General features: G+C 69.6%; 27 protein-coding genes. 15 read left to right on the top strand and 12 right to left on the bottom strand.

Annotated features, from left to right (window positions below):
* Positions 1-16 precede the first annotated feature (16 nt).
* Positions 17-316, top strand: coding sequence for a hypothetical protein (locus H4N58_RS00860; protein WP_167249458.1), 300 nt, complete (start codon positions 17-19; stop codon positions 314-316).
* A gap of 157 nt (positions 317-473) precedes the next feature.
* Complete coding sequence (locus H4N58_RS00855) at positions 474-740, top strand: hypothetical protein (protein ID WP_167249460.1); 267 nt, start codon at positions 474-476, stop codon at positions 738-740.
* Between the two features lie 25 nt (positions 741-765).
* Here the strand turns inward: H4N58_RS00855 and H4N58_RS00850 are convergent, their stop codons facing one another.
* From H4N58_RS00850 to H4N58_RS00835, 4 genes are all read right to left on the bottom strand, one after another.
* On the bottom strand, positions 766-1,008 hold the full coding sequence (locus H4N58_RS00850) for a toxin (RefSeq protein WP_167249461.1): 243 nt from the start codon (positions 1,006-1,008) through the stop codon (positions 766-768).
* Positions 1,005-1,238, bottom strand: coding sequence for a ribbon-helix-helix protein, CopG family (locus H4N58_RS00845; protein WP_167000996.1), 234 nt, complete (start codon positions 1,236-1,238; stop codon positions 1,005-1,007). The genes H4N58_RS00850 and H4N58_RS00845 overlap by 4 nt, the downstream gene beginning before the upstream one ends.
* A gap of 343 nt (positions 1,239-1,581) precedes the next feature.
* On the bottom strand, positions 1,582-1,884 hold the full coding sequence (locus H4N58_RS00840; protein ID WP_167000994.1) for a type II toxin-antitoxin system PemK/MazF family toxin: 303 nt from the start codon (positions 1,882-1,884) through the stop codon (positions 1,582-1,584).
* A complete protein-coding gene (locus H4N58_RS00835) occupies positions 1,884-2,120 on the bottom strand; it encodes a ribbon-helix-helix domain-containing protein (RefSeq protein ID WP_167249463.1) in 237 nt (78 codons plus the stop codon). Before H4N58_RS00835 ends, H4N58_RS00840 begins: the two co-directional genes overlap by 1 nt.
* Before the next feature lie 162 nt (positions 2,121-2,282).
* Here H4N58_RS00835 and H4N58_RS00830 point away from each other — a divergent pair, with 162 nt between their 5' ends.
* Positions 2,283-2,960 (top strand): Type 1 glutamine amidotransferase-like domain-containing protein, encoded by a 678-nt coding sequence (locus H4N58_RS00830; protein WP_167249465.1) that lies wholly within the window; start codon positions 2,283-2,285, stop codon positions 2,958-2,960.
* 43 nt (positions 2,961-3,003) lie between these two features.
* Positions 3,004-3,342: a cupin domain-containing protein gene (locus H4N58_RS00825; protein WP_167249467.1), complete on the top strand. Its 339-nt coding sequence runs from the start codon at positions 3,004-3,006 to the stop codon at positions 3,340-3,342.
* Positions 3,343-3,347: 5 nt separating this feature from the next.
* Here the strand turns inward: H4N58_RS00825 and H4N58_RS00820 are convergent, their stop codons facing one another.
* Complete coding sequence (locus H4N58_RS00820) at positions 3,348-4,010, bottom strand: response regulator transcription factor (RefSeq protein ID WP_167000987.1); 663 nt, start codon at positions 4,008-4,010, stop codon at positions 3,348-3,350.
* A 103-nt stretch (positions 4,011-4,113) separates the two neighbouring features.
* On the opposite strand from H4N58_RS00820, the gene H4N58_RS00815 reads away from it, so the two are divergent.
* Complete coding sequence (locus H4N58_RS00815) at positions 4,114-4,392, top strand: GlsB/YeaQ/YmgE family stress response membrane protein (protein WP_167000986.1); 279 nt, start codon at positions 4,114-4,116, stop codon at positions 4,390-4,392.
* 70 nt (positions 4,393-4,462) lie between these two features.
* Here H4N58_RS00815 and H4N58_RS00810 read toward each other — a convergent pair whose 3' ends face one another.
* Genes H4N58_RS00810 through H4N58_RS00800 form a run of 3 tightly spaced genes read right to left on the bottom strand, consistent with a single transcriptional unit; the run spans position 4,463 to position 8,432 of the window.
* Positions 4,463-6,568: an iron ABC transporter permease gene (locus tag H4N58_RS00810; RefSeq protein ID WP_167249469.1), complete on the bottom strand. Its 2,106-nt coding sequence runs from the start codon at positions 6,566-6,568 to the stop codon at positions 4,463-4,465.
* A gap of 7 nt (positions 6,569-6,575) precedes the next feature.
* Positions 6,576-7,565: an iron-siderophore ABC transporter substrate-binding protein gene (locus H4N58_RS00805; protein ID WP_208322846.1), complete on the bottom strand. Its 990-nt coding sequence runs from the start codon at positions 7,563-7,565 to the stop codon at positions 6,576-6,578.
* Positions 7,566-7,595: 30 nt separating this feature from the next.
* A complete protein-coding gene (locus tag H4N58_RS00800) occupies positions 7,596-8,432 on the bottom strand; it encodes an ABC transporter ATP-binding protein (protein WP_279587720.1) in 837 nt (278 codons plus the stop codon).
* A gap of 158 nt (positions 8,433-8,590) precedes the next feature.
* Between H4N58_RS00800 and H4N58_RS00795 the strand changes: the two genes are divergently transcribed.
* Both H4N58_RS00795 and H4N58_RS00790 read left to right on the top strand, forming a co-directional pair.
* Positions 8,591-9,154: a dihydrofolate reductase family protein gene (locus tag H4N58_RS00795; RefSeq protein ID WP_167249471.1), complete on the top strand. Its 564-nt coding sequence runs from the start codon at positions 8,591-8,593 to the stop codon at positions 9,152-9,154.
* A 118-nt stretch (positions 9,155-9,272) separates the two neighbouring features.
* Complete coding sequence (locus H4N58_RS00790; protein ID WP_167000978.1) at positions 9,273-9,470, top strand: CopG family ribbon-helix-helix protein; 198 nt, start codon at positions 9,273-9,275, stop codon at positions 9,468-9,470.
* Between the two features lie 131 nt (positions 9,471-9,601).
* On the opposite strand, the gene H4N58_RS00785 is transcribed toward H4N58_RS00790, so the two are convergent.
* Complete coding sequence (locus H4N58_RS00785; RefSeq protein WP_167000976.1) at positions 9,602-9,784, bottom strand: alpha/beta fold hydrolase; 183 nt, start codon at positions 9,782-9,784, stop codon at positions 9,602-9,604.
* 68 nt (positions 9,785-9,852) lie between these two features.
* The gene (locus tag H4N58_RS00780; protein WP_167000974.1) at positions 9,853-10,719 is read right to left on the bottom strand and encodes an alpha/beta fold hydrolase; all 867 of its coding nucleotides are present in this window, start codon (positions 10,717-10,719) and stop codon (positions 9,853-9,855) included.
* A 66-nt stretch (positions 10,720-10,785) separates the two neighbouring features.
* Between H4N58_RS00780 and H4N58_RS00775 the strand changes: the two genes are divergently transcribed.
* Genes H4N58_RS00775 through H4N58_RS00760 form a run of 4 tightly spaced genes read left to right on the top strand, consistent with a single transcriptional unit; the run spans position 10,786 to position 12,248 of the window.
* A complete protein-coding gene (locus tag H4N58_RS00775; protein WP_167249473.1) occupies positions 10,786-11,151 on the top strand; it encodes a VOC family protein in 366 nt (121 codons plus the stop codon).
* 29 nt (positions 11,152-11,180) lie between these two features.
* Complete coding sequence (locus H4N58_RS00770; RefSeq protein WP_167249475.1) at positions 11,181-11,666, top strand: SRPBCC domain-containing protein; 486 nt, start codon at positions 11,181-11,183, stop codon at positions 11,664-11,666.
* A 55-nt stretch (positions 11,667-11,721) separates the two neighbouring features.
* Complete coding sequence (locus tag H4N58_RS00765; RefSeq protein ID WP_167249477.1) at positions 11,722-11,925, top strand: antitoxin MazE-like protein; 204 nt, start codon at positions 11,722-11,724, stop codon at positions 11,923-11,925.
* Positions 11,922-12,248, top strand: a complete 327-nt coding sequence (locus H4N58_RS00760) for a type II toxin-antitoxin system PemK/MazF family toxin (protein ID WP_167249479.1) — start codon at positions 11,922-11,924, stop codon at positions 12,246-12,248. The genes H4N58_RS00765 and H4N58_RS00760 overlap by 4 nt, the downstream gene beginning before the upstream one ends.
* A gap of 10 nt (positions 12,249-12,258) precedes the next feature.
* Here the strand turns inward: H4N58_RS00760 and H4N58_RS00755 are convergent, their stop codons facing one another.
* Complete coding sequence (locus H4N58_RS00755; protein ID WP_167249481.1) at positions 12,259-13,839, bottom strand: PucR family transcriptional regulator; 1,581 nt, start codon at positions 13,837-13,839, stop codon at positions 12,259-12,261.
* Positions 13,840-13,965: 126 nt separating this feature from the next.
* Between H4N58_RS00755 and H4N58_RS00750 the strand changes: the two genes are divergently transcribed.
* The 4 genes from H4N58_RS00750 to H4N58_RS00735 are packed head-to-tail and all read left to right on the top strand — an operon-like array spanning position 13,966 to position 19,851.
* On the top strand, positions 13,966-15,510 hold the full coding sequence (locus H4N58_RS00750) for an APC family permease (protein WP_243845042.1): 1,545 nt from the start codon (positions 13,966-13,968) through the stop codon (positions 15,508-15,510).
* Between the two features lie 56 nt (positions 15,511-15,566).
* Positions 15,567-17,012 (top strand): gamma-aminobutyraldehyde dehydrogenase, encoded by a 1,446-nt coding sequence (locus H4N58_RS00745; RefSeq protein WP_167000963.1) that lies wholly within the window; start codon positions 15,567-15,569, stop codon positions 17,010-17,012.
* Positions 17,009-18,352 carry a 4-aminobutyrate--2-oxoglutarate transaminase gene (gene gabT / locus H4N58_RS00740; protein WP_167249485.1) on the top strand — a complete coding sequence of 448 codons (1,344 nt, stop codon included), beginning with the start codon at positions 17,009-17,011 and terminating at the stop codon, positions 18,350-18,352. Before H4N58_RS00745 ends, gabT begins: the two co-directional genes overlap by 4 nt.
* Positions 18,349-19,851 carry an aldehyde dehydrogenase family protein gene (locus tag H4N58_RS00735; protein WP_167000960.1) on the top strand — a complete coding sequence of 501 codons (1,503 nt, stop codon included), beginning with the start codon at positions 18,349-18,351 and terminating at the stop codon, positions 19,849-19,851. The genes gabT and H4N58_RS00735 overlap by 4 nt, the downstream gene beginning before the upstream one ends.
* 200 nt (positions 19,852-20,051) lie before the next feature.
* On the opposite strand, the gene H4N58_RS00730 is transcribed toward H4N58_RS00735, so the two are convergent.
* A complete protein-coding gene (locus tag H4N58_RS00730; RefSeq protein ID WP_167249487.1) occupies positions 20,052-22,043 on the bottom strand; it encodes an Ig-like domain repeat protein in 1,992 nt (663 codons plus the stop codon).
* Between the last annotated feature and the right edge of the window lie 167 nt (positions 22,044-22,210).

The following is a 22,210-nucleotide window of genomic DNA, read 5'->3' as shown; positions in this document are numbered from 1 at the left end:
GCCCTAACATGGCGCGATGTCCGCGTGTCAGTCTCCGACGCCCTCTGAGGACCAGAGCGTCGCCCTGGTCGAGAGGATCCTCGAGGAGGCCGCCTTCCGGTCGGGTGTCGAGCAGCCGCCGCCAGGCGAGCGGGTCACAGCGACGCACGCGATCTGGCTCTGTGCCTGCGAAACGATGGACGATTCGCCGGTCTGGCTCATCTACGCGACCGGGGACGGAGGCATCGGGTGGCGACGACTCGGTGAGAGCGACCTCTCTGCAGTCGTCGATGCCACGCACCTCACGGCTGTCACCCCGATCCAGCCGGGGTGCTGAAGTGGTTGCACGGCGAGTGGCCGTATCCGTGGCCGGCCCATGGCCGTGGAGACTTCCCGGATCACGCCTTCATCTACGACGAGATTCGTCGTCGGGTCCTGTCGGAGTAGTCCTCCTGGTTGAGCCTTCACCAGGAACCCGCCCATAGGGTGGCCCAATGCCGAAAGTGAAGGGAACTCTCGTTGACCCTCGGTCCGTCCTGACGGGGAGTATCGCGGACAACCAAGGTTTCGTCGTAACGATCTGGGACGGCCCGGCCGAGACCTACACCGTGCCCACCGACGATGTCCGCGAGGTCGTCATCTGGGCCGACGAACAGTCCAATGGTTGGGCATACGAGATCTTCGCGACCGTCAAGACAACCGGCCAGCGGGAGCTGGTCCGGATCGCCGGCTTCGACCCGACAGACCCTGACAATCTCTAACAGCGCCGGAGGGGCACCACTTCAGTCAGGGAAGCAGGTCCCAGTACTGTCGACGGGCAGGCATCGCGTGTATCACCATCTCCTCGCCGCTCTCGAAGACGAGGACGACCGTCTCCAGCAGTCGCGCATGAGTGTCGAACCCGAGCCGGAGTTCACGATGGGGCCAGTCGTCCTCATCGAGTGGCTCGATCCATTGCGACCAATCGGCTGCCTGGATGGCATCCTCCGGCAGGACGCCGTGCTTGAGCGCGCTGCGATGAACCCTCACGCCGACAGGGCTGACACCGCGCGACGAATCGTCTCCGAACGGGAGAGATGCTCCCGCTCAGCAACGGCGTCAAGCGCGGCGATCTCCTCGGCAGTGAGACGAACGGCCACCACCTGCATAGGCTCAGCCCCACGCCCTGGCCGGCCTCGCCCGCGTCGCTTCAGCTGGTCGACGTCGTAGCCAGCCTCGGCTTCGTCGGCCCATGCCTCGATCTGTTCGTCTGTCGCCATAAGAAAATCGTATAACGAAAAAGGTTGTGCCGGTAGCGTCCCATCAGCCGATCACGTGAGCCTCGGCGTCGGCGAGCCATATGTTCACCGCAGCGAACATATGTATGGCGCGGCATACACCGGCGAGCATCTCTCGCCTGTCGTCGGCACCGGGTGTTCGTACATCCCCGACGATTTTCGACAGGGAGGTCTCGATACGCCCTCCGCTGGCGCTCCGGGCTACTCGACCGGCTATGCCTGGCGGCGGCTGCGGTGGAGGAGCCAGAAGAAGTACGGGGGCACCCGCCAACGCGGCCCGCATCCCGACGCGCTAGCCACTGCCTCGACATCCACTCCAGCGGGCTCAGAGATCGAGGTCGAACGCAGCGCGGATCGCATGCGCGAGGTCGCCCTCCTGCGACTCGAGCAGGAAGCCGAGCTGTCGGCCCACACTTTCCACGGGCACAGTCACGATGTTGTCGCAGCTCACCACGCTGTCGCGGTCAAGGCCATTGATCGGACCGACAGGAACTTCGGTGGAGAGCCCGCGGATCGTACTCGTAATCGGCGCGACGGTGACCCGATTCAGATACGGACGAACGACCTCACGGGTAAGAACCAGCACCGGCCGCGCCTTGTCGAGACGGGCCACGTGGATCGGTCGCATCAGTCGTGGTCGTCCATCGACACGCCGGCCGCGAACTCCGCCAGCCCGTCCATGTCAGTGTCTTCCCGTTCAGCGGCAAGAATCGCAGCGTCGCGTTCAGCAACCGTGCGTCGCTGCTCCCGCTGGAGCGCCTGCGTCACGACGGCAGCGCGACTCGGGGCCTCGCCCGCTTTGACCAGCTCGTCCACGAACGTCACGAGATCGTCGTCCAGACGCACAGCGATCTGAGTGCTCATACCAAAACGGTACCACTCTGGGATCCGCCACCCGCTCCGTTGCTCGATGTCGCGATGACGATCCGCAGCGACGGGTTTTCACGCGGGGACCAGTCAGGAATCCATGCACCCGGTCCTCCCTTCTGTCAGAACAGCCGCCAGCGCGACGTACAGGAGCCACGCGTGAAACTCCTCCTCACCTCCGCAGGCGTCACGAATCCGAGCATCCGCGAGGCGCTGGTCGATCTGCTGGGCAAGCCGATCGCCGACGCGAACGCCCTCTGCCTTCCGACGGCCACGTACGCCATGGGAGGGCCACCGTCGGCGTGGCGTTTCATCACCGGCCAGACACCGCTCCCCATGTGTGGCCTGGGGTGGAAGTCGCTGGGCGTCCTCGAGCTGACCGCACTTCCCAGCGTCGGCGAGCAGAAGTGGGGCCCCTGGGTCCGTGGAGCCGACGTCATCCTCGCGGGCGGCGGCGACGCGACCTACCTGTCCCACTGGATACGGCAATCCGGTCTCGCGGACGTCATGCCGTTGCTGCGGGACACCGTCTGGGTCGGGCTGAGCGCGGGGAGCATGGCGCTGACGCCACGGATCGGTGCGGAGTTCGTCGAGTGGGAGTCCGCTCCCGACGACCGTACGCTCGGGGTCGTCGACTTCTCGATCTTCCCGCACCTCGGCATGGAGCCCGACAACACCATGGCCTGTGCCGAGAAGTGGGCAGCCGAGATCGTGGGTCCGGCGTACGCGATCGACGACCAGACGGCCATCGCGGTGGTCGACGGCGCCGTCGAGGTCGTCTCCGAGGGGCAGTGGAAGCACTTCCCCGTGGAGACGAGCTCCGCACGCGGGCGTTGAAGGCGACCTTTCTCGTACCGGCCTACGGGGTCATGCTCAACTGATGAGCCTTGATCCAGCCGAGACGAACCCCGATCACTACAAGGTCATCTTCGAGAACGAACGTGTCCGCGTTCTCGAGTACCTCGATGAGCCGGGCACAGTCACCAACCCGCACGAACACCCGGACAGCGTGATGTACACCCTGTCCTCGTTCCGGCGTCGACTCGTCCAAGGGGACGAGCAGCGCGAGGTGGAGCTCGAAGCAGGCACGGTCATCTGGCTTCCGGCGCAGCAGCACCACGGGGAGAACATCGGTGACACCCCGACGCACGCGATCTTTGTGGAGCTCAAGGACTCGACGGCACCGATCGGGGAGGGGACGCTCGGCCCGAGCGCGTGACGCTGTCAGGGGCCGCCTCGCCAGTGCTCGATCCGGCGCTTGTCGGGCAGGAACCCATGGTCCACACCCCAGAGAACTGCTTGGGTCCGGCTCTCGACGTCGATCTTGCGGTAGAGCCCGCGGATGTAGGACTTCACGGTGTTGGGACTGAGGTAGGTCAATGCTGCAACCTCAGCGTTGTTCTTGCCCTGCGTGATGAGGGCGAGGATCTCCGCCTCACGATCGGTCAGGCCTTCGCCGCGCCCGGGCCAGTCACCACCCTGGGTGCGGACCTTGGCCGCTGGAGGGCTGACCACGATCTCGCCCGCGTGCACGGACTCGAGGGCGGTGACGAGTTCTCGGGCCGTGAGCGCCTTGGACAGATAGCCGTGGACTCCAAGATCGCGGGCTGCCGCGAGGAGGTCCGGGTGGAAGCTCCAGGTATAGACCACGACTCGCCGGGCACGTGGGTTGTCGATGAGGGCCTTGATCTCCTCGCGATCGGACTCCGGCTGGGCGAAAGAGTCGTACAGCGCGATGTCGACGCCGTCCTCGACGGGCAAGTTCGTGTCCAGCTCGGCGACCACGACACGGTCGCGGTACGGCTCAAGCATGTTGGCGACCCCGATGACGACGACGTCGTAGTCGTCCACGAGGGCGACCTGGATGGGGCGGCCTCGATTGCTCATGACCACACGCTAACCCACCTAGGGGTGTGCCACACCCCTCCTAGGGGTGGTTGCGTAGTGGGCAGAGGGCGCAACAGTCGGCCTCTCGAAGAAAGGGAGACTCATGCTCGGACTCATCCTCACCATCCTCATCGTCGGCGCCATCGCCGGCTTCGTTGCCCGACTCCTCGTGCCCGGTCGTCAAGACCTCTCCATCGTCGCGACCATCGTGCTCGGCATCATCGGCTCGTTCATCGGCGGCATGCTCGGCTACCTGTTGTTCCACAAGGACGCAGACGACGGCTTCTTCCAGCCGGCGGGCATCATCGGCTCGATCATCGGCGCAGTCATCGCTCTGCTGATCTGGCAGTGGTCGAAGCGCCGCAGCTCCGCCCACTCCTGATCGACCGACCAGCCCGGCGCCGGGGCCATCGCCAGGTGGCCCCGCCCGGGTGTGCCGGGTTTCGACAGGCTCAACCGGCGGTGGTGCGGCGGCTGCGGTGGAGGAGCCAGAAGAAGTACGGGGCGCCGACCAGCGCAGCCAGCAGCCCCGCCGACAGCTGCGTCGGCGCGGCGACCGTACGCCCGAGCATGTCCGCCAGCACCAGCAGGATCGCACCCAGCAGCGCCGCCACCGGGATCACCAGCTTGTGCCGCCGCCCGACGAGCGAACGCGCAGCGTGCGGCGCGACCAGACCCACGAACCCGACCAGCCCGATCGCCGCCACGGCCGTCGCCGTCAGCAGCACCGCACAGCCCAGCAACGCGAACCGCGCACGCGCCGGCCGCACCCCCAGCACCCGCGGCGTGTCCTCGTCGACGGACAACAGATCCATATAGCGATACCCGCACACGATCGCAGGCACCAGCACCACCAGCGCGATCATCAACGGCACCAGGTGCTCGTACGACCGCCCGTACGTCGAACCCGCCAACCACGTCAACGCCTTCGTGGCATTCCACGGGTCGGTGGTCACGATCATCAGCTTCACCAACGCCTCGGACGCGAACGAGACGCCCACGCCGATCAGCACCAGCCGGTCCGTCGCGAACCCACCCTTCGCCGCCAGCCCGAACACGATCGCCGCCGCGATCAGCGCGCCCACGCCGGACGCCCCGGCGAGCACCCAGAACGACGCCATCGGCACGAACGTCACGATGACGACCGCACCCACCGACGCGCCACCGGCGACGCCGATGATCGTCGGGTCCGCGAGCGGGTTGCGCGTGACGGCCTGGATCGCCGTACCCGCGATCGCCAGCGCGACGCCCGCCAGCAGCGCCGCCAGCACGCGCGGCACCCGCGCGCCCATGACGTTGGAGACGATCGGCCCCGCCTGTCCCGTCGCCCAGTTCATGAAGTCGCCGAGCAGGAAGACCCGGTCACCGACCAGCACCGCGGCGATCACGAGCGCGAACAGCACCAGCGCGAGCACGACCATCAGCGCGATCGGATGCTTCGTCCCGACCCCTCGTACGTCGAGCGCGTTGCTCGCGTCGTCCAGCCGCGACGCACGCAGCCGAAACGCGAACCACACCAGCACGACGGCGCCGAGCAGCGACGTCACGACCCCGGTCGGCACCTCGACCGCCCGCTGCGCACCGAGCAGCGCACGGATCAGGACGTCCGCGCCGAGCACGATCGCGACACCGGCAAGCCCTGAGACGGGGATCAGCGCGCGGTGCCGGTGCAGGCCCGGCACGTGCGGCGCCGCCAGCCGGGTCAGCGCCGGAGCGGCGAGACCGATGAACCCGATTGGCCCCGTCACCGTCACCGCAGCCGCCGACAGGACGACGGCGATGACCAGCACGATCAGCTGCGTCTGCCGTACGGGGATGCCGACCGAGCGCGCGGCGTCGTCACCGAGCACCATCACGTCGAGCCGGCGCCCGTACAGGAGGACCACCAGCAGGCCCGCGGCGATCACGGGCACCATCGCGCGTACGCCGCCGAGGCCGTTCTGGCTCAGCATCCCCGACTCCCAGGCCTGCAGGCCCTGGCCCTCGATCGGGTTGAGGATGATCAGCGTCGTCGCGAGGGACATGAGCACCATCGCGACGACGGTGCCGGCGAGGACGAGCCGTACGGTCCCGTAGTCCGTCCCCGCCAGCAGGAACACGACCCCCGCCGCGGCCAGACCGCCGACGAACGCGAGCACGAGGTCACCGAAGATCAGCCCCGGCAGCCCGACCGTGGCCGCGACCGTCAGTGCGAGGAACGCGCCCGCGTTGACCGCGAGCGTGTCCGGCGACGCCAGCACATTGCGCGAGATCGACTGCAGGACGCAGCCGGCGGCGCCCAGCGCGATACCGACCACGAGCGCGGCGGCGACGCGGGGCAGCCGCGAGTCGACGACGACCGCCGACACCTGCTGGTCTGCGGACCCGGTGACCCAGGCCCACAGGTCGCCGAGCCCGACCGCCGCGGTCCCCTGCACCACATTGATCGCGGCGAGGACGACGATCAGCGCGAGCAACCCGGTGACCACGAGCGCGAGGCTCCAGGTCAGGCGGCGCCCGTCGTCCTGTCCGGGTGAAGCGGAGGGGCCCTCGGTGGCGGGCTCGGCGGTGAGTGTCATGCGAGTGTCAGGAGACCGTCTTGACGACCGCGTCGGTGAAGTCCAGCATCGACGCAGGTCCGCCGAACATCCAGATCCCGTCCGGGAAGCGCTCGACGTTGCCGGCCTTGACGAACGGCAGCGAGGTCCAGACCTTGTTGTCCTTCAGCGAGCCGGCGTAGACGTCGACGTCGGTGTCGTTGGCGATGTACCAGTAGAGCGTGTCGGCGGGGAGCTTCGTCAGACCCTCGATGTCAGTCGTCCCCAGGCCGTACACGGCGTCGCCCTCGACACCCTCGACCGAGGTCCAGGCGTCCTCGAAGCCGAGCTCCTTGAGGACCGCACCGATCTGCGAGCCCTCGAGGTACGGACGCACGGAGACCGCGCCGCCCTGCTCCCACGCGTCGTTGAACGCGACCGGCGCACCGGCGGCATCGGTGGCTGCGATGGTCTCCTTGGCCTCGGCGATCTTGTCGTCGAAGTCCTTCTTGAGATCGGCGGCCTCGTCCTCGGTGCCGGTGGCCTGCGCGACGAGGTCGACGTTCTTCCACATCTGGCCGAACGGGTCGCTGGAGTCGCCGCCGGGCATCACGATGACCGGGGTGGTCTCCTCGATCTGCTTGATCGCGTCACCGGCAAGGGTGTCGGTCACGAAGACGACGTCGAGGCCCAGGCCCGCCAGGGTGTCGATGCTGGGCTCGCCGCGGGTGCCGATGTCGGTGGCGCTGTCGTCGAGCTCGACCGACTGGTCCCAGGCCTTGAAGCCCTTGATGTCGGAGACGGCGGTCGGCTGGATGCCGAGCGAGATCAGGTACTCGACGGTGTTCCACTCGGTGGAGGCGACCTTCTCGGCCGGTCCGTCGAGCGTCACCTTCTCGCCGCGGGCGTCGGTGATCGTGATCTTCTCGTTGCTGTCCGACGATGAGTTGTCGGCGTCGTCCTCGGTGGTGCCGCACGCGCTGAGCGCGAGGGCGAGGGCTGCCGCGGACGCGACGAGCAGGGTACGGGTGGGCTTCACGGCCTGGGTTCTCCTTGTGATGGTGCGCCGTCAGTGCGCGACGGCGTCGGTGGTGGGACGAGCGTGGTGGCGCGCACGGGCGCGGGTACGGAGGTGTCCGTCGTGCGGATCGACGTGGACGTCGACCGTGACCCCGTACGCGGGTGAGAGCAGCTCGGTGGTCAGCACCTCCTGCGGGGTGCCGACCGCGGTGATCTTGCCCTCGACGAGCAGCACGACCTCGTCGGCGACCGCGGCCGCCTGGTCGAGGTCGTGCAGGACGATGCCGACGGCGATGCCGTGGTCGTCGGCGAGGTCGCGGACGATGTCGAGGAGCTCGACCTGGTAGCGCAGGTCGAGGTACGTCGTCGGCTCATCCAGCAGCAGCACCGGCGTGTCCTGCGCGAGGCAGCTCGCGAGCCAGACACGCTGCGCCTGACCACCCGAGAGGGTGTCGACGCCGCGCCCCGCGAGCTCGGTGACCCCGGTCATCGCCATCGCGCGCTCGACGATCGCGTGGCCGTCGGGATCGCCGCCGCCCCACCGCGAACGGTGCGGGTGACGGCCGTACGCGACGACCTCCCGTACGGTCACGCCGCCGGGAGCCGAGCGCGACTGCGAGAGCAGGGTCAGGCGGGTGGCGAGCTCCTTGGCCTTGAGGTCCGTGATCGACTCGCCCTCGCGCAGCGCGATGCGACCGTCTGCCGCCTTGTGCAGGTGGGCGAGGGTCCGCAGGAGCGTGGACTTGCCACTGCCGTTGGGACCGATCAGCGCGGTGACGCGGCCGGGCATGAGCGCGATGCTCACGTCGTCGACCACGACCGCCGAGCCGTACGCCGCGCGGACCCGCTCGGCGGTCAGCTCGGGAGGGCGCTGGATGCTGTTCACCTGACAAAGGTAAGGCATACCTTCCTCAGACTGAAAGCGAAGTCTGAAAGAACACGTTCGGCGGCTGTGTCGAAACGGCGACGCCGCGTTCGGCGTAAGGGTGAAAAGCCGCTGCGGCACTAGGGTCGAAGCGGTCCCGTACCCCCTGGAGGAACGCCATGCGCACCCTGATCGTCACCGCATTCGTCTCGCTCGACGGCGTCATGGAGGGTCCCGGCGGCGAGCCTGGCTATCGCAACTCCGGATGGACGTTCAAGGACGTCGAGTTCGACGAGGCCGCGTACGAGCTCAAGGGCCGCGAGCAGCAGGAGACCACCGCGCTACTGCTCGGGCGTACGTCGTACGAGGCGTTCGCGCCCGTGTGGCCGACGATGGACGAGTTCAAGGAGTACAACGAGATGCCGCGCTACGTGGTGTCGACGACGCTCGAGTCCGACGACGAGCGGTGGCCCGCGACGATCCTGCGCTCGCTCGACGAGGTCGCTGCGCTCAAGGAGACCGAGGGCGGGCCGATCGCCGTCCACGGCAGCTCGACGCTCGGACGCAACCTCGCCGACGCCGGGCTCGTCGACCGCTACCACCTGCTCGTCTTCCCGCTGCTGCTCGGCGCCGGCAAGCGCCTGTGGAGCGACAGCGACAAGGACACGACCAAGCTGAAGCTCGTCGAGCACGAGGCCTACCCGAACGGGATCCAGAAGCAGGTCTTCGACGTCGTGAAGTGACGGCGCCGCTGGTCGAGTAGTCCGGAGCGCTCGCGGAGGACGTATCGAGACCCCTCCCGTACCCCAGTTGTCCACAGGCAGGCCGCGGCGTACGTTTTTTGTCGAGCACAAGGTGCAGGTGAGAAACCTGGACGAAGAGGAGGGCGAGCGGATCGCCGCCCGAGGCCGACCGTCCCTGTCCGGCGGGTCTGCTCACTCACCTCAGATCGGCGTCCGGCTCTCACCCGACCTGCACGGCCGACTCCGTTCGCGCGCCGAGCGGGAGAACAAGAGTCCCTCGGAGATCGTGCGGGAAGCACTCGAGCGCTACGTCTGAACTCCGCCCGGCTCTGTCACCACCCCGCGCGACACTGCAGAGATGGCGTACGACGAGGAGCTGGCGGAGCGGATCCGCGAGGTGGTGGAGTCCGACGCGCTGCCAAGGGCGGGTGAGCGCGGACTGCACCCTCAGAGCCCGTACGCAGCAAGGAAGTCGGCGACCACGCGGTTGAACTCCTGCGGCCGCTCCACGTTGGGGTAGTGCGCCGCGTCGTCGATCACCGCCAGCTCGCCCTGTGGCACGAGCGCGGCCAGGCGCTCGGCCATGCTCCGGTGGTCGTCACCATCGGCCGCGCCGACGACGGCGAGCACGTGACGCCACACTGCGCGTGCTGCGCGCGATGCTCGCCGGCCTGGAAGACGTCGAGGCGCAAGGCTGATCAGCCGGCGTCGAGCACCTCGCGCAGCCGTACGGCGAACGCCTCCGGGTCGCCGTCATGCCCGAACTCACCCCCGGCGAATCCGGCATGCCCACCGGGGAACACGGTTGCCTCCTGCCCGAGCGCCTCGGCGAGCGCGACCGACGTACGACCGGTGATGAGGCCGTCGGAGTCGGCGCCGACAGCGACGACGATCCGCGCCGATGTCGCCTTGAGGGCATCGACGTCGAGCTGCGGAGCGGTGCCGTCGTCGGAGACGCCGGACAGCAGCGGGTCGTCGCGAGACCCGTCGTCCTCGGCAGGCAACCCGAACGCCGCCGGGTCCGGAGGCGAGGCAGTGAGCGCGTCGTCGGTGAACTCGCCCTTCCGCGAGACCATCGCGAAGAACGCCGCCATCCCGTGACCCCACCCCTTCTCCTGATAGACCGCGTGCACCGCGCGACCCGCGGCGGCGACCTTGTCGGCATCGGGGAGCAGCTCCGTGAGCGGGGGTTCGTGCGCCACCAGCACCGACACGTCGTCCGGGTGCGCGGTGACGAGCGCGAGGCCGCTGATCGCGCCGCCGCTGCTCCCGAACAGCTCGACCGGAGCGGTCCCGAGATCGGCGATGATCTGGTGGAGGTCGTCGGCGTGCTGCTCCGCCGTATGGACGGTCGAGCCGTCGCGGCTGGTGCTGCGCCCGACCCCGCGCGGGTCGTACGTGACGACCGTGCGGTCGCCGAACTGCGAGGCGAGCGACGCGAACCCGCTCGCGTCCATCGGAGCTCCGACCATCATCAGTACGGGGCGGTCGGTCGGCGGCAGCGCCCCCCGTACGTCGTACGCGAGCGTGGCCTCGGGTGTCTCGAGCATGTGTGTCTCGGTCATGTCCTGTGGACCGGCGGCCGCCGCCGGACTCATCGCAGTGCGCTCCAAGCCGTCTAGCCTGACCGGATGCAGGTCGACCTCTTCGCCGGGATCTACGTCAGCGACCTCGACGTCGCCAAGGACTGGTACGCCCGTCTGCTCGGCACCGACGAGGCGTTCCGGCCGAACGACACCGAGATCGTCTGGGAGCTCGCCGAGCACCGCTACCTCTACATCGAGGTCAATCCCGAGCATGCCGGGCATGCGCTGCAGACGGTGTTCGTCGAGGACTTCGAGGCGTTCGTCGCCGGGGTCAGCGCACGCGGCATCGAGCCAGCGACGCGCGAGACGTACGAGAACGGCGTCCACAAGTGGACCTACCGCGACCCGGACGGCAACGAGATCGGCCTCGGCGGCGCACCTGTCGAGGCGGAGTCGGAGTGGCGGGACTAATCCGTACGGCCTTGCAGTTGCACGTCGCCATGACGACACCCACGCTTGCCGACGTCCAGCACGACACCTTCACCGTGACGCTCGACGTCGCCGCCACGCCGGAGCGCGTGTACGAAGGCTTCGCCGACCCGGTCGTACGGCACCACTGGTTCTGGCTACCCGGAGGCGAGGCGACGTACGAGCACGACTTCCGCGTCGGCGGTGGCGAGTCGGCACGGAGCACGTTCCGCGCTCTTGACGGGACGAGCGAGCGACTCGCGTACGACTCCCGGTTCGTCGACCTCGTCCCCGCGCAACGGATCGTCCTCACCTACGAGACGCACGTGAACGACGTGCTTCGCTGGACGTCGCTCGTCACCGTCGTGCTCGACCCGACCGACGACGGCACGCGCCTGCGCTGGACCGAGCAGGTCACCTTCGTGACGCCGACCGGCAGCGGCGAGCAGGACCTCCCGCACGTCCACGGCGGGGCCCGCCTGCAGCTCAACGGCCTCCCCGGCGCGCTGGGCCTGTGAGGACAGACATTTGAGGGTCTTGAGTCGCCGCCCGCGTTACATGTAACGTTGACCCATGAGCGTTCGTGACCGTGTTGCCGAGCACCGCCGGCGCATGCGTGAGCGCGGATACCGGCCGATCCAGGTGTGGGTCCCCGACGTGCGGACCGAGCAGTTCCGCGACGAGGCGCACCGCCAGGCCGCGGCCCTCGCACGTGCGGATCGTCGCGCCGACGACCAGGACTTCGTCGACGAGATCTCCGACAGTTGGGACGAGTGAACCGCGGCGAGCTGTGGGCGGTCGCCGGCGGCACGTACGCGTCAAAGCCACGACCAGTTCTGATCCTTCAAGAGGATCTCTTCGACGCCACGGAGTCGGTCACCGTCGTTCCGCTGACCACGGCGGTTGTCGACGCCCCGTTGATCCGCATTCCCGTTCCGGCTACGCGCACGACGGGGATCGACCGGCCGAGCTTCGCCATGGTCGACAAGATCACGACCGTACGCCGCAGCAACGTCGGCGCGCGCATCGGACGACTCCCCACCTCGCTGCTGGTCGATATCGAACGAGCGGCCTTGCTGTTCCTCGGCCTCGCGCGCTGACCGACCGCGGTCACGTGCCGTCGCGGGCGAGAAGTCCGAGCAGCAGCGCGACCCGGTCCTCAGCGACGTCGAGCCGCGCGCCGGTCAGCTCCTCGACGCGCGCCATCCGGTTGCGCAACGTGTGGCGGTGCACGCCGAGCGCCCGTGACGCCGTCTCCCACGAGCCGTTGTGGCGCAAGAACACCTCGAGCGACTCCAGCAGCACGCGCTCACGCTCCGAGTCACCGTCGAGCAACGGCGCCAACGGCGACGCAGCCAGGGTCGCCACCCGCGCCCGTACGACGTCGTCAGCGAGGATCGCCTCCAGCGTCAGCGTGCCGTACCAGCCGACCTGCTGATGCGACGCCCGCGCCGACGCGGCTGCGTGGAGAGCCGCCGCCCGGCCCGACGCCGCTCGCCCGATCGGCAGCGCACCGCTCACCCCGACGACCACGTCGTGGCGTCCGGCGCGGGCCAGCCCCTCAGCCACGGCGTCCGCGCTGCCGTGCACGTCCTCGTCGCGGACCAGGACGAGCACGCCGTCGGTCGCGTCGGTCTCCACGTGCGCCACCGACGCGGCGTCGAGCGCGTGCGCGACGAGATCGAGCGGCGACGTACGGCCCTTGCCGGGGACTGCGATCAGCATCCGTACGCGGTCGCCGGGCTCGAACCCGAAGTGCTCGAGGTGCCGGACGACCGACGGAGCGACCACGTCGTCGTCGAGCAGCAGCTCCAGCACGGTCGCGCCGAGCCGGTGCCGCGCGTCGACGAGCTCGCGCGGGCGCTCGCGCTGGAGGGTGAGGAGCGAGACCGCCTGGTTGAGCAGGAGGCGGTCGCCGACGGACAGCGCACCCGGCACTTCGACGGCGAGCCAGCCGCTCGGACGCTCCAGGCCGCCGAGACGCTGAACGGCGAGCGTGCCGGTGCCGGAGACGACCGCGATGCTCGCGCGACCGGGCCAGGCCGCGAGGCCGGCGAGCTCGGCGACGACGCGGTCGCGCAGGTCAGGCGCCTCGCCCGCTGACGCGACCGGGTGCTCGAGCTCGTCGAGGACCAGGACGGTCGCGTGCAGCTCGTGGGCCAGCGCAGCGGACAGTCCCGCGACGCCGCCGTCGAGAGCGGCGCGCGTCATCTGCCGCTGGAACGTGACCGCGCGATGCATCACCGCGTTCTCCTGCTCCGCACGCCGTGCCGCGACCGCCTGCGCGATCGCCACGAACGGCGTCGGCAGCGGCACCTCGAGGAGGGGCAGGCCCGTCCGACGGCACGCGTCGCGCAGCCCGACCGGGATCGTCGCGAACCGCACGCCGACGCCGAAGGCCAGGCCGACCACGCCGGCCGCCACCAGGCGTACGACGTACGCCTCCTGCTCGGCATGTGCCCTCGGCATCCGCAGGCCCGTCGTGAGGACGAGCTCGCCGCCCCCGAGGAAGGGCGTGGGGTCGAGCACCTCGATCGCATGGGCCCAGCCGAGCCGGACCTCAGGTGCCTCCGCGGGCTCGACGAGCCGCAGTCCGAGCGCGTCCTGGTCGAGCAGCCACGCCAGCGAGACCCCGTACGGGTCGTCAGGCGGCACGGCGGGCGGCACGGCGGTCATGGACACAGTGTCCATGCCATGCAGCATCCGCGCACCGTTTCGGCAGGGACCCACGAGCAGCCGTCGCTCCTAGCCTGCTTGACACCCCCGTGTGCGACGAGGTCGCCGCGCACTGCCCGGCTTGCTCCGAGGGAGATTCCCGTGACGACTTCGCCGCTCGATCCCACTGCGTCCCACGAACCCGCGTCCCACACCGCCGACGACGCCCACCTCGCCTCGCTCGGCTACACCTCCGACTTCAAGCGCGACATGAACTTCTGGGGCAACTTCGCCCTCGGGTTCACCTATCTCTCGCCGGTCGTCGGCGTCTACTCCCTGTTCGGTACGTCGCTCGCGCAGGGCGGGCCGCCGATGATCTGGGCGATCGTGCTCGCGGCTCTCGGACAGCTGCTGGTCGCGCTCGTCTTCGGCGAGGTCGTCGCGCAGTACCCGGTCGCCGGCGGCGTCTACCCGTGGGCGCGCCGCCTGTGGGGTCGTCGCTGGGCGTGGATGACCGGCTGGGTCTACATGATCGCGCTGACCGTGACGATCGCCGCCGTCTCGTACGGCGCGGGACCCTTCGTCGCGATCGTGCTCGGCATCGACGGGACCACCGCCGTCACCGTCTGGTGCGCGATCGGCCTGATCGTGCTCACGACCCTCCTCAACCTCGGGGGCACCAGGCTGCTCGCCAGGATCGCGTTCTTCGGGTTCGCCGCCGAGCTCGTCGGCGCCCTCGTCGTCGGCATCTGGGTGCTGCTCACCGAGCGGCACCACAGCGTCGGCGCGCTGTTCGACACGTACGACGTCCAGGGCGACGGCTCGTACTTCCCGGCGTTCGCCGCCGCCGCGCTCATCGGCCTCTATCTCTTCTATGGCTTCGAGGCCTGCGGCGACGTGGCCGAGGAGGTCAAGGACCCGGGTCGCCAGATCCCCAAGGCGATGCGGATGACGATCTACATCGGCGGCGCGGCGGCCTTCTTCATCACCTTCGCGCTCATCCTCGGAGTCCCCAGCTTCGCGGCCGTGTTCGCCGAGCAGGACACCGATCCGGTCAGCACCGTCCTCGAGAACGCCTTCGGGTCGGTCGGCTTCCGCATCGTCCTCGTGATCGTGCTGATCTCGTTCTTGTCGTGCGTGCTCAGCCTGCAGGCCGCGGCGAGCCGCATGATCTATGCGTATGCACGCGACGACATGATGCCCGGCAGCGCACTGCTCAAGCGGTTCTCGAGCGCCCGACACGTGCCCCCGTACGCGCTGTCGCTCGCGGCGCTGATCCCGATCGTCATCATCCTCGGCTCCCAGGTCTCCGACAACGCGCTCATACGGATCATCTCGTTCGCCTCGTTCGGCATCTATCTCGCGTTCATGATGGTCGTCGCCGCTGCCCTGCGCGCGCGCCTGAAGGGCTGGAAGCCGTCCGGCACGTTCACCCTCGGCCGGTGGGGCCTGCTCGTCACGATCGCCGCGCTCGCCTACCAGCTGATGGCCTCGCTCAACATGATCTGGCCCCGTACGCCTGACGTGCCCTGGTACGACAACTGGATCGTCGCCCTCGGCGCCGCGATCGTGCTCGGCGTCGGTCTCGTCTACATGCTGCTCGCCCGCCCGTACCGCCACTCCGACGCCGCCCACGGCGACGCGCTCAACATCGTCACGCCGTATCCGGGGGAGTCGGGTTTCGACAGGCTCAACCAACGGGATTAGCCCAACCAACGGGGTTTCGACAGGCTCAACCAACGAGATGACACAGGAGATCGAGGATGACCGACACCGTGCACGTCCAGAACTTCGTCGACGGCGCGCTCGTCGACACGCGGGACGGACGCCGTACCGACCTCGTCGACCCGACCACCGGGGAGACGTACGGCGACGCGCCGCTGTCCGGCCAGGCTGACGTCGACCTCGCGTACGAGTCGGCGGCCAAGGCGTTCGACACCTGGCGGCGCACGACGCCGTCGGAGCGCCAGCAGGCCCTCCTCAAGATCGCCGACGCGATCGAGGCGCGCGCCGACGAGCTCGTCGCGGCGGAGAGCCGCAACACCGGCAAGGTGATCCCGGTGACCATGGCGGAGGAGATCCCGCCGATGGTCGACCAGATCCGCTTCTTCGCCGGCGCGGCGCGCGTGCTCGAGGGGCGCGCCACCGCCGAGTACATGGCCGGCCACACGTCGTGGATCCGCCGCGAGCCGGTCGGCGTGGTCGGCCAGGTGGCGCCGTGGAACTACCCGATGATGATGGCCGTCTGGAAGTTCGCCCCGGCGCTGGCCGCGGGCAACACCGTCGTCCTCAAGCCGAGCGACACGACGCCGGTGTCGACGGTGCTGATGGCGCAGATCGCCGCGGAGTTCCTCCCCGCGGGCGCGCTCAACGTCGTGTGCGGCGACCGTACGACCGGTGCCGCCGTGGTCTCGCACCCGACGCCGGCGATGGTGTCGATCACCGGCTCGGTGGGGGCGGGCAAGCAGGTCGCCGAGGCGGCGTCTCACGACCTCAAGCGCGTGCACCTCGAGCTCGGCGGCAAGGCGCCGGTCGTGGTGTTCGACGACGCGGACATCGCGGCGGCGGCCGAGGGCATCGCAGTCGCGGGCTACTTCAACGCCGGGCAGGACTGCACCGCCGCGACGCGCGTGCTCGTCCACCCGCGCGTCCACGACGACTTCGTCGCGGCGCTCACCGAGCAGGCGAAGGCCGCCACCACCTCGTACGGGCGCGGCAGCAACGACGAAGACGCGTGGGTGCCGCCGGTCAACAACGCGAACCAGCTCGAGCGTGTCCTCGGCTTCCTCTCGCGCGTCCCCGACCACGCCACTGTCACGACCGGGGGCGGCCGGCAGGGCGATCGCGGCTTCTACATCGAGCCCACGGTCATCGACGGCCTGCAGCAGGAGGACGAGCTCATCCAGAGCGAGGTCTTCGGCCCCGTCATCACCGTGCAGACCTTCGAGCACGAGGACGAGGCCATCGCGAAGGCCAACGGCGTGCCGTACGCGCTCGCCTCGTCGGTGTGGACCAAGGACCTCGGGCGCGGCCTGCGGATGTCCAACGCGCTCGACTTCGGCTGCGTCTGGATCAACACGCACATCCCGCTCGTCGCCGAGATGCCGCATGGTGGGTTCAAGAGCTCCGGATACGGCAAGGACCTGTCCATGTACGGCCTGGAGGACTACACGCGGATCAAGCACGTGATGGCGAACCTCGAAGGATGACGACGATGACCGACCAGGCACGACTCCTCAAGACCGAGATCCCGGGGCCGCGCTCGGTCGAGCTGCACAAGGCCCGGGCGAAGCAGGTGGCGCGCGGCTTCGGCATCACGCTGCCGGTGTTCGTCGATCACGCGGACGGTGCGCTCCTCGTCGATGTCGACGGCAACCGGCTCATCGACATGGGCTCGGGCATCGCCGTCACGAGCGTCGGGGCCGCAGCGCCGAAGGTCGTGGCGCGGATCGCCGAGCAGGCCGCGAAGATGACGCACACCTGCTTCATGGTCACCGAGTACGAGGGCTTCACCGAGGTCGCCGAGGCGCTCAACCGCCTCACGCCCGGCGACCACGAGAAGCGGACGGCGCTCTTCTCCACCGGCGCCGAGGCGGTCGAGAACGCGGTGAAGATCGCGCGCGCGGCCACGGGCCGTCCGGCGATCGTCGTGCTCGACCACGCGTACCACGGGCGCACGCTGATGACGATGACGATGACGGCCAAGAACGTGCCCTACAAGGAGGGCTTCGGGCCGTACGCGCCGGAGGTCTATCGCGCGCCGATGGCATACCCGTACCGCTACGACGGCGACGAGAAGGCGTGCGCCGCCGACGCCCTGGCTACGCTCAAGGACATCGTGCTCACGCAGATCGGCGCGCACAACGTCGCCGCGATTGTCGCCGAGCCGATCCAGGGCGAGGGCGGGTTCATCGTGCCGGCCGAGGGGTTCTTGCCGGGCGTGGTCGAGTTTGCGCGCGAGCACGGCATCCTGTTCGTCGCGGACGAGATCCAGACCGGGTTCGCGCGGACGGGCCGCATGTTCGCGAGCGAGCACGAGGGCATCGTCCCGGACCTCATCACGACCGCGAAGGCGCTGGCCGGCGGCATGCCGTTGTCCGCGGTGACGGGGCGCGCCGAGATCATGGACGCGGTCGCGCCCGGCGGGCTCGGCGGCACGTACGCCGGCAACCCGGTCGCGTGTGCGGCGGCGCTCGGTGCGATCGAGACCATCGAGAGCGAGGGGCTCGTCGCGCGGGCGGCGCAGATCGAGCAGCGGGTCACGCCACGGCTCGAGGAGATGCGCGCGGAGTCCGGTGGGCGGATCGGCGACGTACGGGGCCGCGGGGCGATGCTCGCGATCGAGCTCGTCGAGCCCGGCACGAAGGACCCGGCGCCGCGCTTCGCCCAGGCCCTCGCCGCACACTGTCATGCGGCGGGAGTGCTCGTGCTGGTGTGCGGGACGTACGGCAACGTGATCCGGCTGCTCCCGCCGCTGGTGATCAGCGACGCGCTGCTCGACGACGCGCTCGGCGTGCTCGAGGCCGGCGTGCAGGGCCTCCCCGCATGACCGCGGCCACCGACGTCTCGTACGACCCGCGCACCGGCGGCGTGAACGGTGAGGTCGCCGCGACTCCACCGGACGAGGTGGACGCGATCGTCGCCGCGGCCGCCGCGTGCGCGACGGAGGTGGCCGCCATGCCACCGACCGAGCGCGCCCGCTGGTCCGGCGCGATCGCCGACGCCCTCGAGGCCGCGCGCGACGAGCTCGTGGACCTCGCGGACAAAGAGACCGCGCTCGGGCGACCTCGTCTGGAGGGCGAGGTCGTCCGAGCGGCAGGACAGCTGCGGTTCTATGCCGATGTCGCGATCGAGGGCTCGTACCTCGGTGCCACGATCGACCACGCGGCCGGAGCCAACCCCGCGCTCGCCCGCGTCAACGTGCCGCGCGGACCGGTCGCGGTGTTCGGCGCGAGCAACTTCCCGTTCGCGTTCAGCGTCCTCGGCAACGACACCGCGTCCGCGCTCGCCGCGGGTTGCCCGGTCGTCGTCAAGGGCCACCCCGCGCACCCACTGCTCAGCCAGCGGCTCGGCGCGCTCGCGACCGACGCGCTGCGCGAGGCCGGTGCGCCCGACGGCGTCTTCGGGATCGTGCACGGCTTCGACGCCGGCGTACGGCTCGTCGAGGAGCCGCAGATCACCGCCGTCGCGTTCACGGGCTCGCAGCGCGCAGGCATGGCGCTGCGAGACGCGGCCGAGCGGCGTACGGCCCCGATCCCGGTCTTCGCCGAGATGGGCACCGTCAACCCCGTGGTGGTGACTGCCGCTGCGGCCGACGCACGCCTCGACGAGATCGCGTCGGGCTTCGTCGGCTCGTTCACGCTGGGCACCGGCCAGTTCTGCACGAAGCCCGGCCTCATGCTCGCCCCGCACGGCTCAGGCGCCGCCGCCGCCGTCGCCGACGCGCTCCGCGACGCCGCACCCCAGGGCTGGTCGCTCACCGAGGGCATCGCCGCAGCAGCCCGTACGGGCGTCGGCGAGCTCGTCGACGCCGGTGCGGAGGTCGTCGCGTCCGTCGACGGCCCCGAGGCCGGATGGTCCGTCGCGTCCACCGTCCTCTCCGTCCCGCTCGACGCGCTGGAGCCGGGGAGCCGGCTGCTGGAAGAGTGCTTCGGACCGGTCGCGCTCGTCGCGGAGTACGGCGACGACGAGGACCTCGCCCGTACGATCAACGCCCTGCAGGGCACGCTCGCTGCGGCGATCATGGCCGACGGCGAGTCCGACCCGGACCTGCCCGGCCTCCTCGCCCAGCTCTCCACCAAGGCCGGGCGCGTCACCGTCGGCGACTTCCCGACCGGCGTCGCGTACACATGGGCGCAGCACCACGGCGGCCCCTGGCCTGCGACCTCCGACCCGACCGCGACGTCGGTCGGAGCCTCCGCGCTGAGCCGCTTCACGCGGCCCGTCACCTACCAGTCGGTGCCGGAGTCAGCGCTTCCTGCGCCGCTGCGCGACGACAACCCGTGGCGCATCCCGCGCCGCGTCGACGGCCGGCTCGCGCTGCCCTGACGGCGCTGAGCGAACGACCGAGGCCCCCGATCCCGGAGGGAGGGACCGAGGGCCTCGGGTGCGGTGCGCCACGTCGTCCTGGCGAGCCGCCGGACGCCGTGCCGCCCCAAAGGGCGGCGGTCCCCGGTCTCGTGAGGGTGAGACCAGGGACCGCCTCGTACGACACCGCCCGTCCGATCACGGGCGGCGCCGACGTCTCATCAGCGGCGCTTCTTGACCGCGACCTTGATCGTCTTGGTCGCCGCACCGGTGGTCGCGCTGCCGAGGTAGCGGACCTTCAGGGTGACCTTGCCGGCCTTCGGCAACTTCTTGAGCGTGACCGTCGCGATGCCGGAGGAACCGACCTTCGCCGTCCCGATCTTCTTGCCCTTGGCATAGATCGCGACGGTGCCACCGGGCTTCACACCCGGCGCCTTCACCGTGACGCGCACCTTGGCGCGGGTCTTCTTGGCCACGACCTTCTTGGTCGTCACCTTCGCCGTCAGCGAGGCCTTGGCCTTGGTCACCGACACCCGCACCGACCCCGTGGAGGCCTTCGTCCGCACGTCACCGGAGTACCGCACCGACAGCGTGTGCGCGCCAGGCTTCAGCGCCGTACGAGGCAGGGTCACCGACGCCTTGCCGCCCGCGACCTTAGCCTTGCCCAGAACCGTCGTGCCCTTGCGGACCTCGACCGTGCCCGTCGCACCGGCAGGCGCCACCGACACATTCACCTTCGGAGCGGCCACGCCGTAGCGCACGGTCGACGCCGACGCCGCCACCTTCGAGGCGACCGGGTCCACGATCGGCGCGCTTGCGATGACGAGGCTCTCGCCCTCCATCGCCGTGCAGTCGAGCCCCACCTTCTTGATCATCCCGCCGAGCACGCCCGGGTTGAGGATCGAGTTGATGAAGAACTTCTTCGGCATCGACACCGAGAGCTCGCCCGACCTGGGCGCGGTCAGCTCGGGAAGTCCGCCCATGACGGGGATCCTGACCCCGTCGGACGGGATCGGGAGCGACATCGGCACCATCGCGGACCGCAGCCCGGACATCGGCACCTCGTACGACTTGCCCGTCGCCGACTCCGTGAACACCGCCGTCGCCGTCGCAGCACCGCCGACCTCGATCTGGCCGAAGCCTGCCTCGTCGAGCGGCGGCGGGGCGTCGACCGGCGCTGCGGTGATGTCGCTCCCGGCGAGCAGCTCGGCCATCGGCTGCGCCATCTTCAGGTCGATCGCGGTGTCGCGCACCTTGAACTTCTCGCCCGGCGCGAGCGTGGTGGGCATGTGGGCCCTCACGTCCACGCGGAACGTGACGTCACCGCCCATGACCATGTTGACGAGGTTGCTCGTCCCCGGGTCGACGGGATCGTTCTCGTTGCCGATCTCGCCCGTTTCCATGTTGGCGCGGATGGCGAACGCACAGCGGTAGCGGACGTCGTTCAGGACGCCGCGCGCCGTGGTCCCCGGGTCGACGACGTCGACGGTGATCGAGCCGGTCGACTCGTCGCCGTCTCCATCGGTCAGCGTGTAGGTGAACGAGTCCGTGCCGACGAAGCCCGGGTCGGGGACGTAGGTGATCTTGTGCTGGATCGCCGCGAAGTTCGACGCGACGGAGTCGCTCGGGTCCTCCGGCGGCGTGAAGAACTTGACGAGCTCGCCGTGTTCGGGCTCGCCGTAACTGAACGAGTTCTCCGTCCACGTCCACGGGAACGGCCCGCCGGTCTCCGGATCGCGGGCGTACGGCCACGCGTCGAACGGCTTGTCCTTGCTGGTCGTGAAGCGCAGGTCGCGGACGTTCGCCAGCAGGTTCTCGATGCTGAACCGCACCGTCGACGTGCTGGACTCGCCGGCACTATCCGTCGCGGTGTAGGGGAACGAGTACTCGCCGACCGGGTCCTGCTGGTTCATGTTGATCTTGGCGGTGTCGCCGACGATCTCGATGTTGCCCCCGGTGTCCCCGTTCGGGCCGGTGATCGCGCCCGCGGAGTACGTGATCTCGCCGGACCCGCCGCTCGCCGCGAGCGTCGCGGTGGCGATCGGGAAGAATGGCGTCCGGTACACCGGTTTGTCGAGCGTGATGTCCTGCGTGACAGGCGCGTCCGCCGCGACGGCGCCGATCGCCGCGTTCGCTGGTGAGGCCGCTCCGAGAGCGGTGGTCGTTCCGAGCACGAGTGCGCCGGCGGCGATCGCCGCAATCGTCCGGCTCATGGCAGCGCGACTGCGCTGACGGTGGTCCATCTGGTCTCCCTCCAGAGGTCGACGCGATTCACGCCGTACCGAATAACTCACTGTGACACAGTGAGATACGTCACGTGAATAAGATTTGAGAACTTCCTCGAATAAACGCCGACGCCGCCGCGCCTGGACACACGTGA

Origin of the sequence: Mumia sp. ZJ1417 (genome assembly GCF_014127285.1) — a bacterium.
In the GTDB taxonomy this organism is placed as follows: Bacteria; Actinomycetota; Actinomycetes; order Propionibacteriales; family Nocardioidaceae; genus Mumia.
Note: the sequence above shows the minus strand (reverse complement) of the source record. Positions and strands in the feature narration are given on the sequence as shown.

What these genes read in the sequence shown, in the direction of transcription:
- H4N58_RS00860 (WP_167249458.1), top strand. Translation starts at nt 17, where the DNA reads ATGTCCGCGTGTCAGTCTCCGACGCCCTCTGAGGACCAGAGCGTCGCC.
- H4N58_RS00855 (WP_167249460.1), top strand. Translation starts at nt 474, where the DNA reads ATGCCGAAAGTGAAGGGAACTCTCGTTGACCCTCGGTCCGTCCTGACG.
- H4N58_RS00845 (WP_167000996.1), bottom strand. Translation starts at nt 1,238, where the DNA reads ATGGCGACAGACGAACAGATCGAGGCATGGGCCGACGAAGCCGAGGCT.
- H4N58_RS00840 (WP_167000994.1), bottom strand. Translation starts at nt 1,884, where the DNA reads ATGCGACCGATCCACGTGGCCCGTCTCGACAAGGCGCGGCCGGTGCTG.
- H4N58_RS00835 (WP_167249463.1), bottom strand. Translation starts at nt 2,120, where the DNA reads ATGAGCACTCAGATCGCTGTGCGTCTGGACGACGATCTCGTGACGTTC.
- H4N58_RS00825 (WP_167249467.1), top strand. Translation starts at nt 3,004, where the DNA reads ATGAGCCTTGATCCAGCCGAGACGAACCCCGATCACTACAAGGTCATC.
- H4N58_RS00820 (WP_167000987.1), bottom strand. Translation starts at nt 4,010, where the DNA reads ATGAGCAATCGAGGCCGCCCCATCCAGGTCGCCCTCGTGGACGACTAC.
- H4N58_RS00815 (WP_167000986.1), top strand. Translation starts at nt 4,114, where the DNA reads ATGCTCGGACTCATCCTCACCATCCTCATCGTCGGCGCCATCGCCGGC.
- H4N58_RS00810 (WP_167249469.1), bottom strand. Translation starts at nt 6,568, where the DNA reads ATGACACTCACCGCCGAGCCCGCCACCGAGGGCCCCTCCGCTTCACCC.
- H4N58_RS00795 (WP_167249471.1), top strand. Translation starts at nt 8,591, where the DNA reads ATGCGCACCCTGATCGTCACCGCATTCGTCTCGCTCGACGGCGTCATG.
- H4N58_RS00780 (WP_167000974.1), bottom strand. Translation starts at nt 10,719, where the DNA reads ATGACCGAGACACACATGCTCGAGACACCCGAGGCCACGCTCGCGTAC.
- H4N58_RS00775 (WP_167249473.1), top strand. Translation starts at nt 10,786, where the DNA reads ATGCAGGTCGACCTCTTCGCCGGGATCTACGTCAGCGACCTCGACGTC.
- H4N58_RS00770 (WP_167249475.1), top strand. Translation starts at nt 11,181, where the DNA reads ATGACGACACCCACGCTTGCCGACGTCCAGCACGACACCTTCACCGTG.
- H4N58_RS00765 (WP_167249477.1), top strand. Translation starts at nt 11,722, where the DNA reads ATGAGCGTTCGTGACCGTGTTGCCGAGCACCGCCGGCGCATGCGTGAG.
- H4N58_RS00755 (WP_167249481.1), bottom strand. Translation starts at nt 13,839, where the DNA reads ATGGACACTGTGTCCATGACCGCCGTGCCGCCCGCCGTGCCGCCTGAC.
- H4N58_RS00745 (WP_167000963.1), top strand. Translation starts at nt 15,567, where the DNA reads ATGACCGACACCGTGCACGTCCAGAACTTCGTCGACGGCGCGCTCGTC.
- gabT (WP_167249485.1), top strand. Translation starts at nt 17,009, where the DNA reads ATGACGACGATGACCGACCAGGCACGACTCCTCAAGACCGAGATCCCG.
- H4N58_RS00735 (WP_167000960.1), top strand. Translation starts at nt 18,349, where the DNA reads ATGACCGCGGCCACCGACGTCTCGTACGACCCGCGCACCGGCGGCGTG.
- H4N58_RS00730 (WP_167249487.1), bottom strand. Translation starts at nt 22,043, where the DNA reads ATGAGCCGGACGATTGCGGCGATCGCCGCCGGCGCACTCGTGCTCGGA.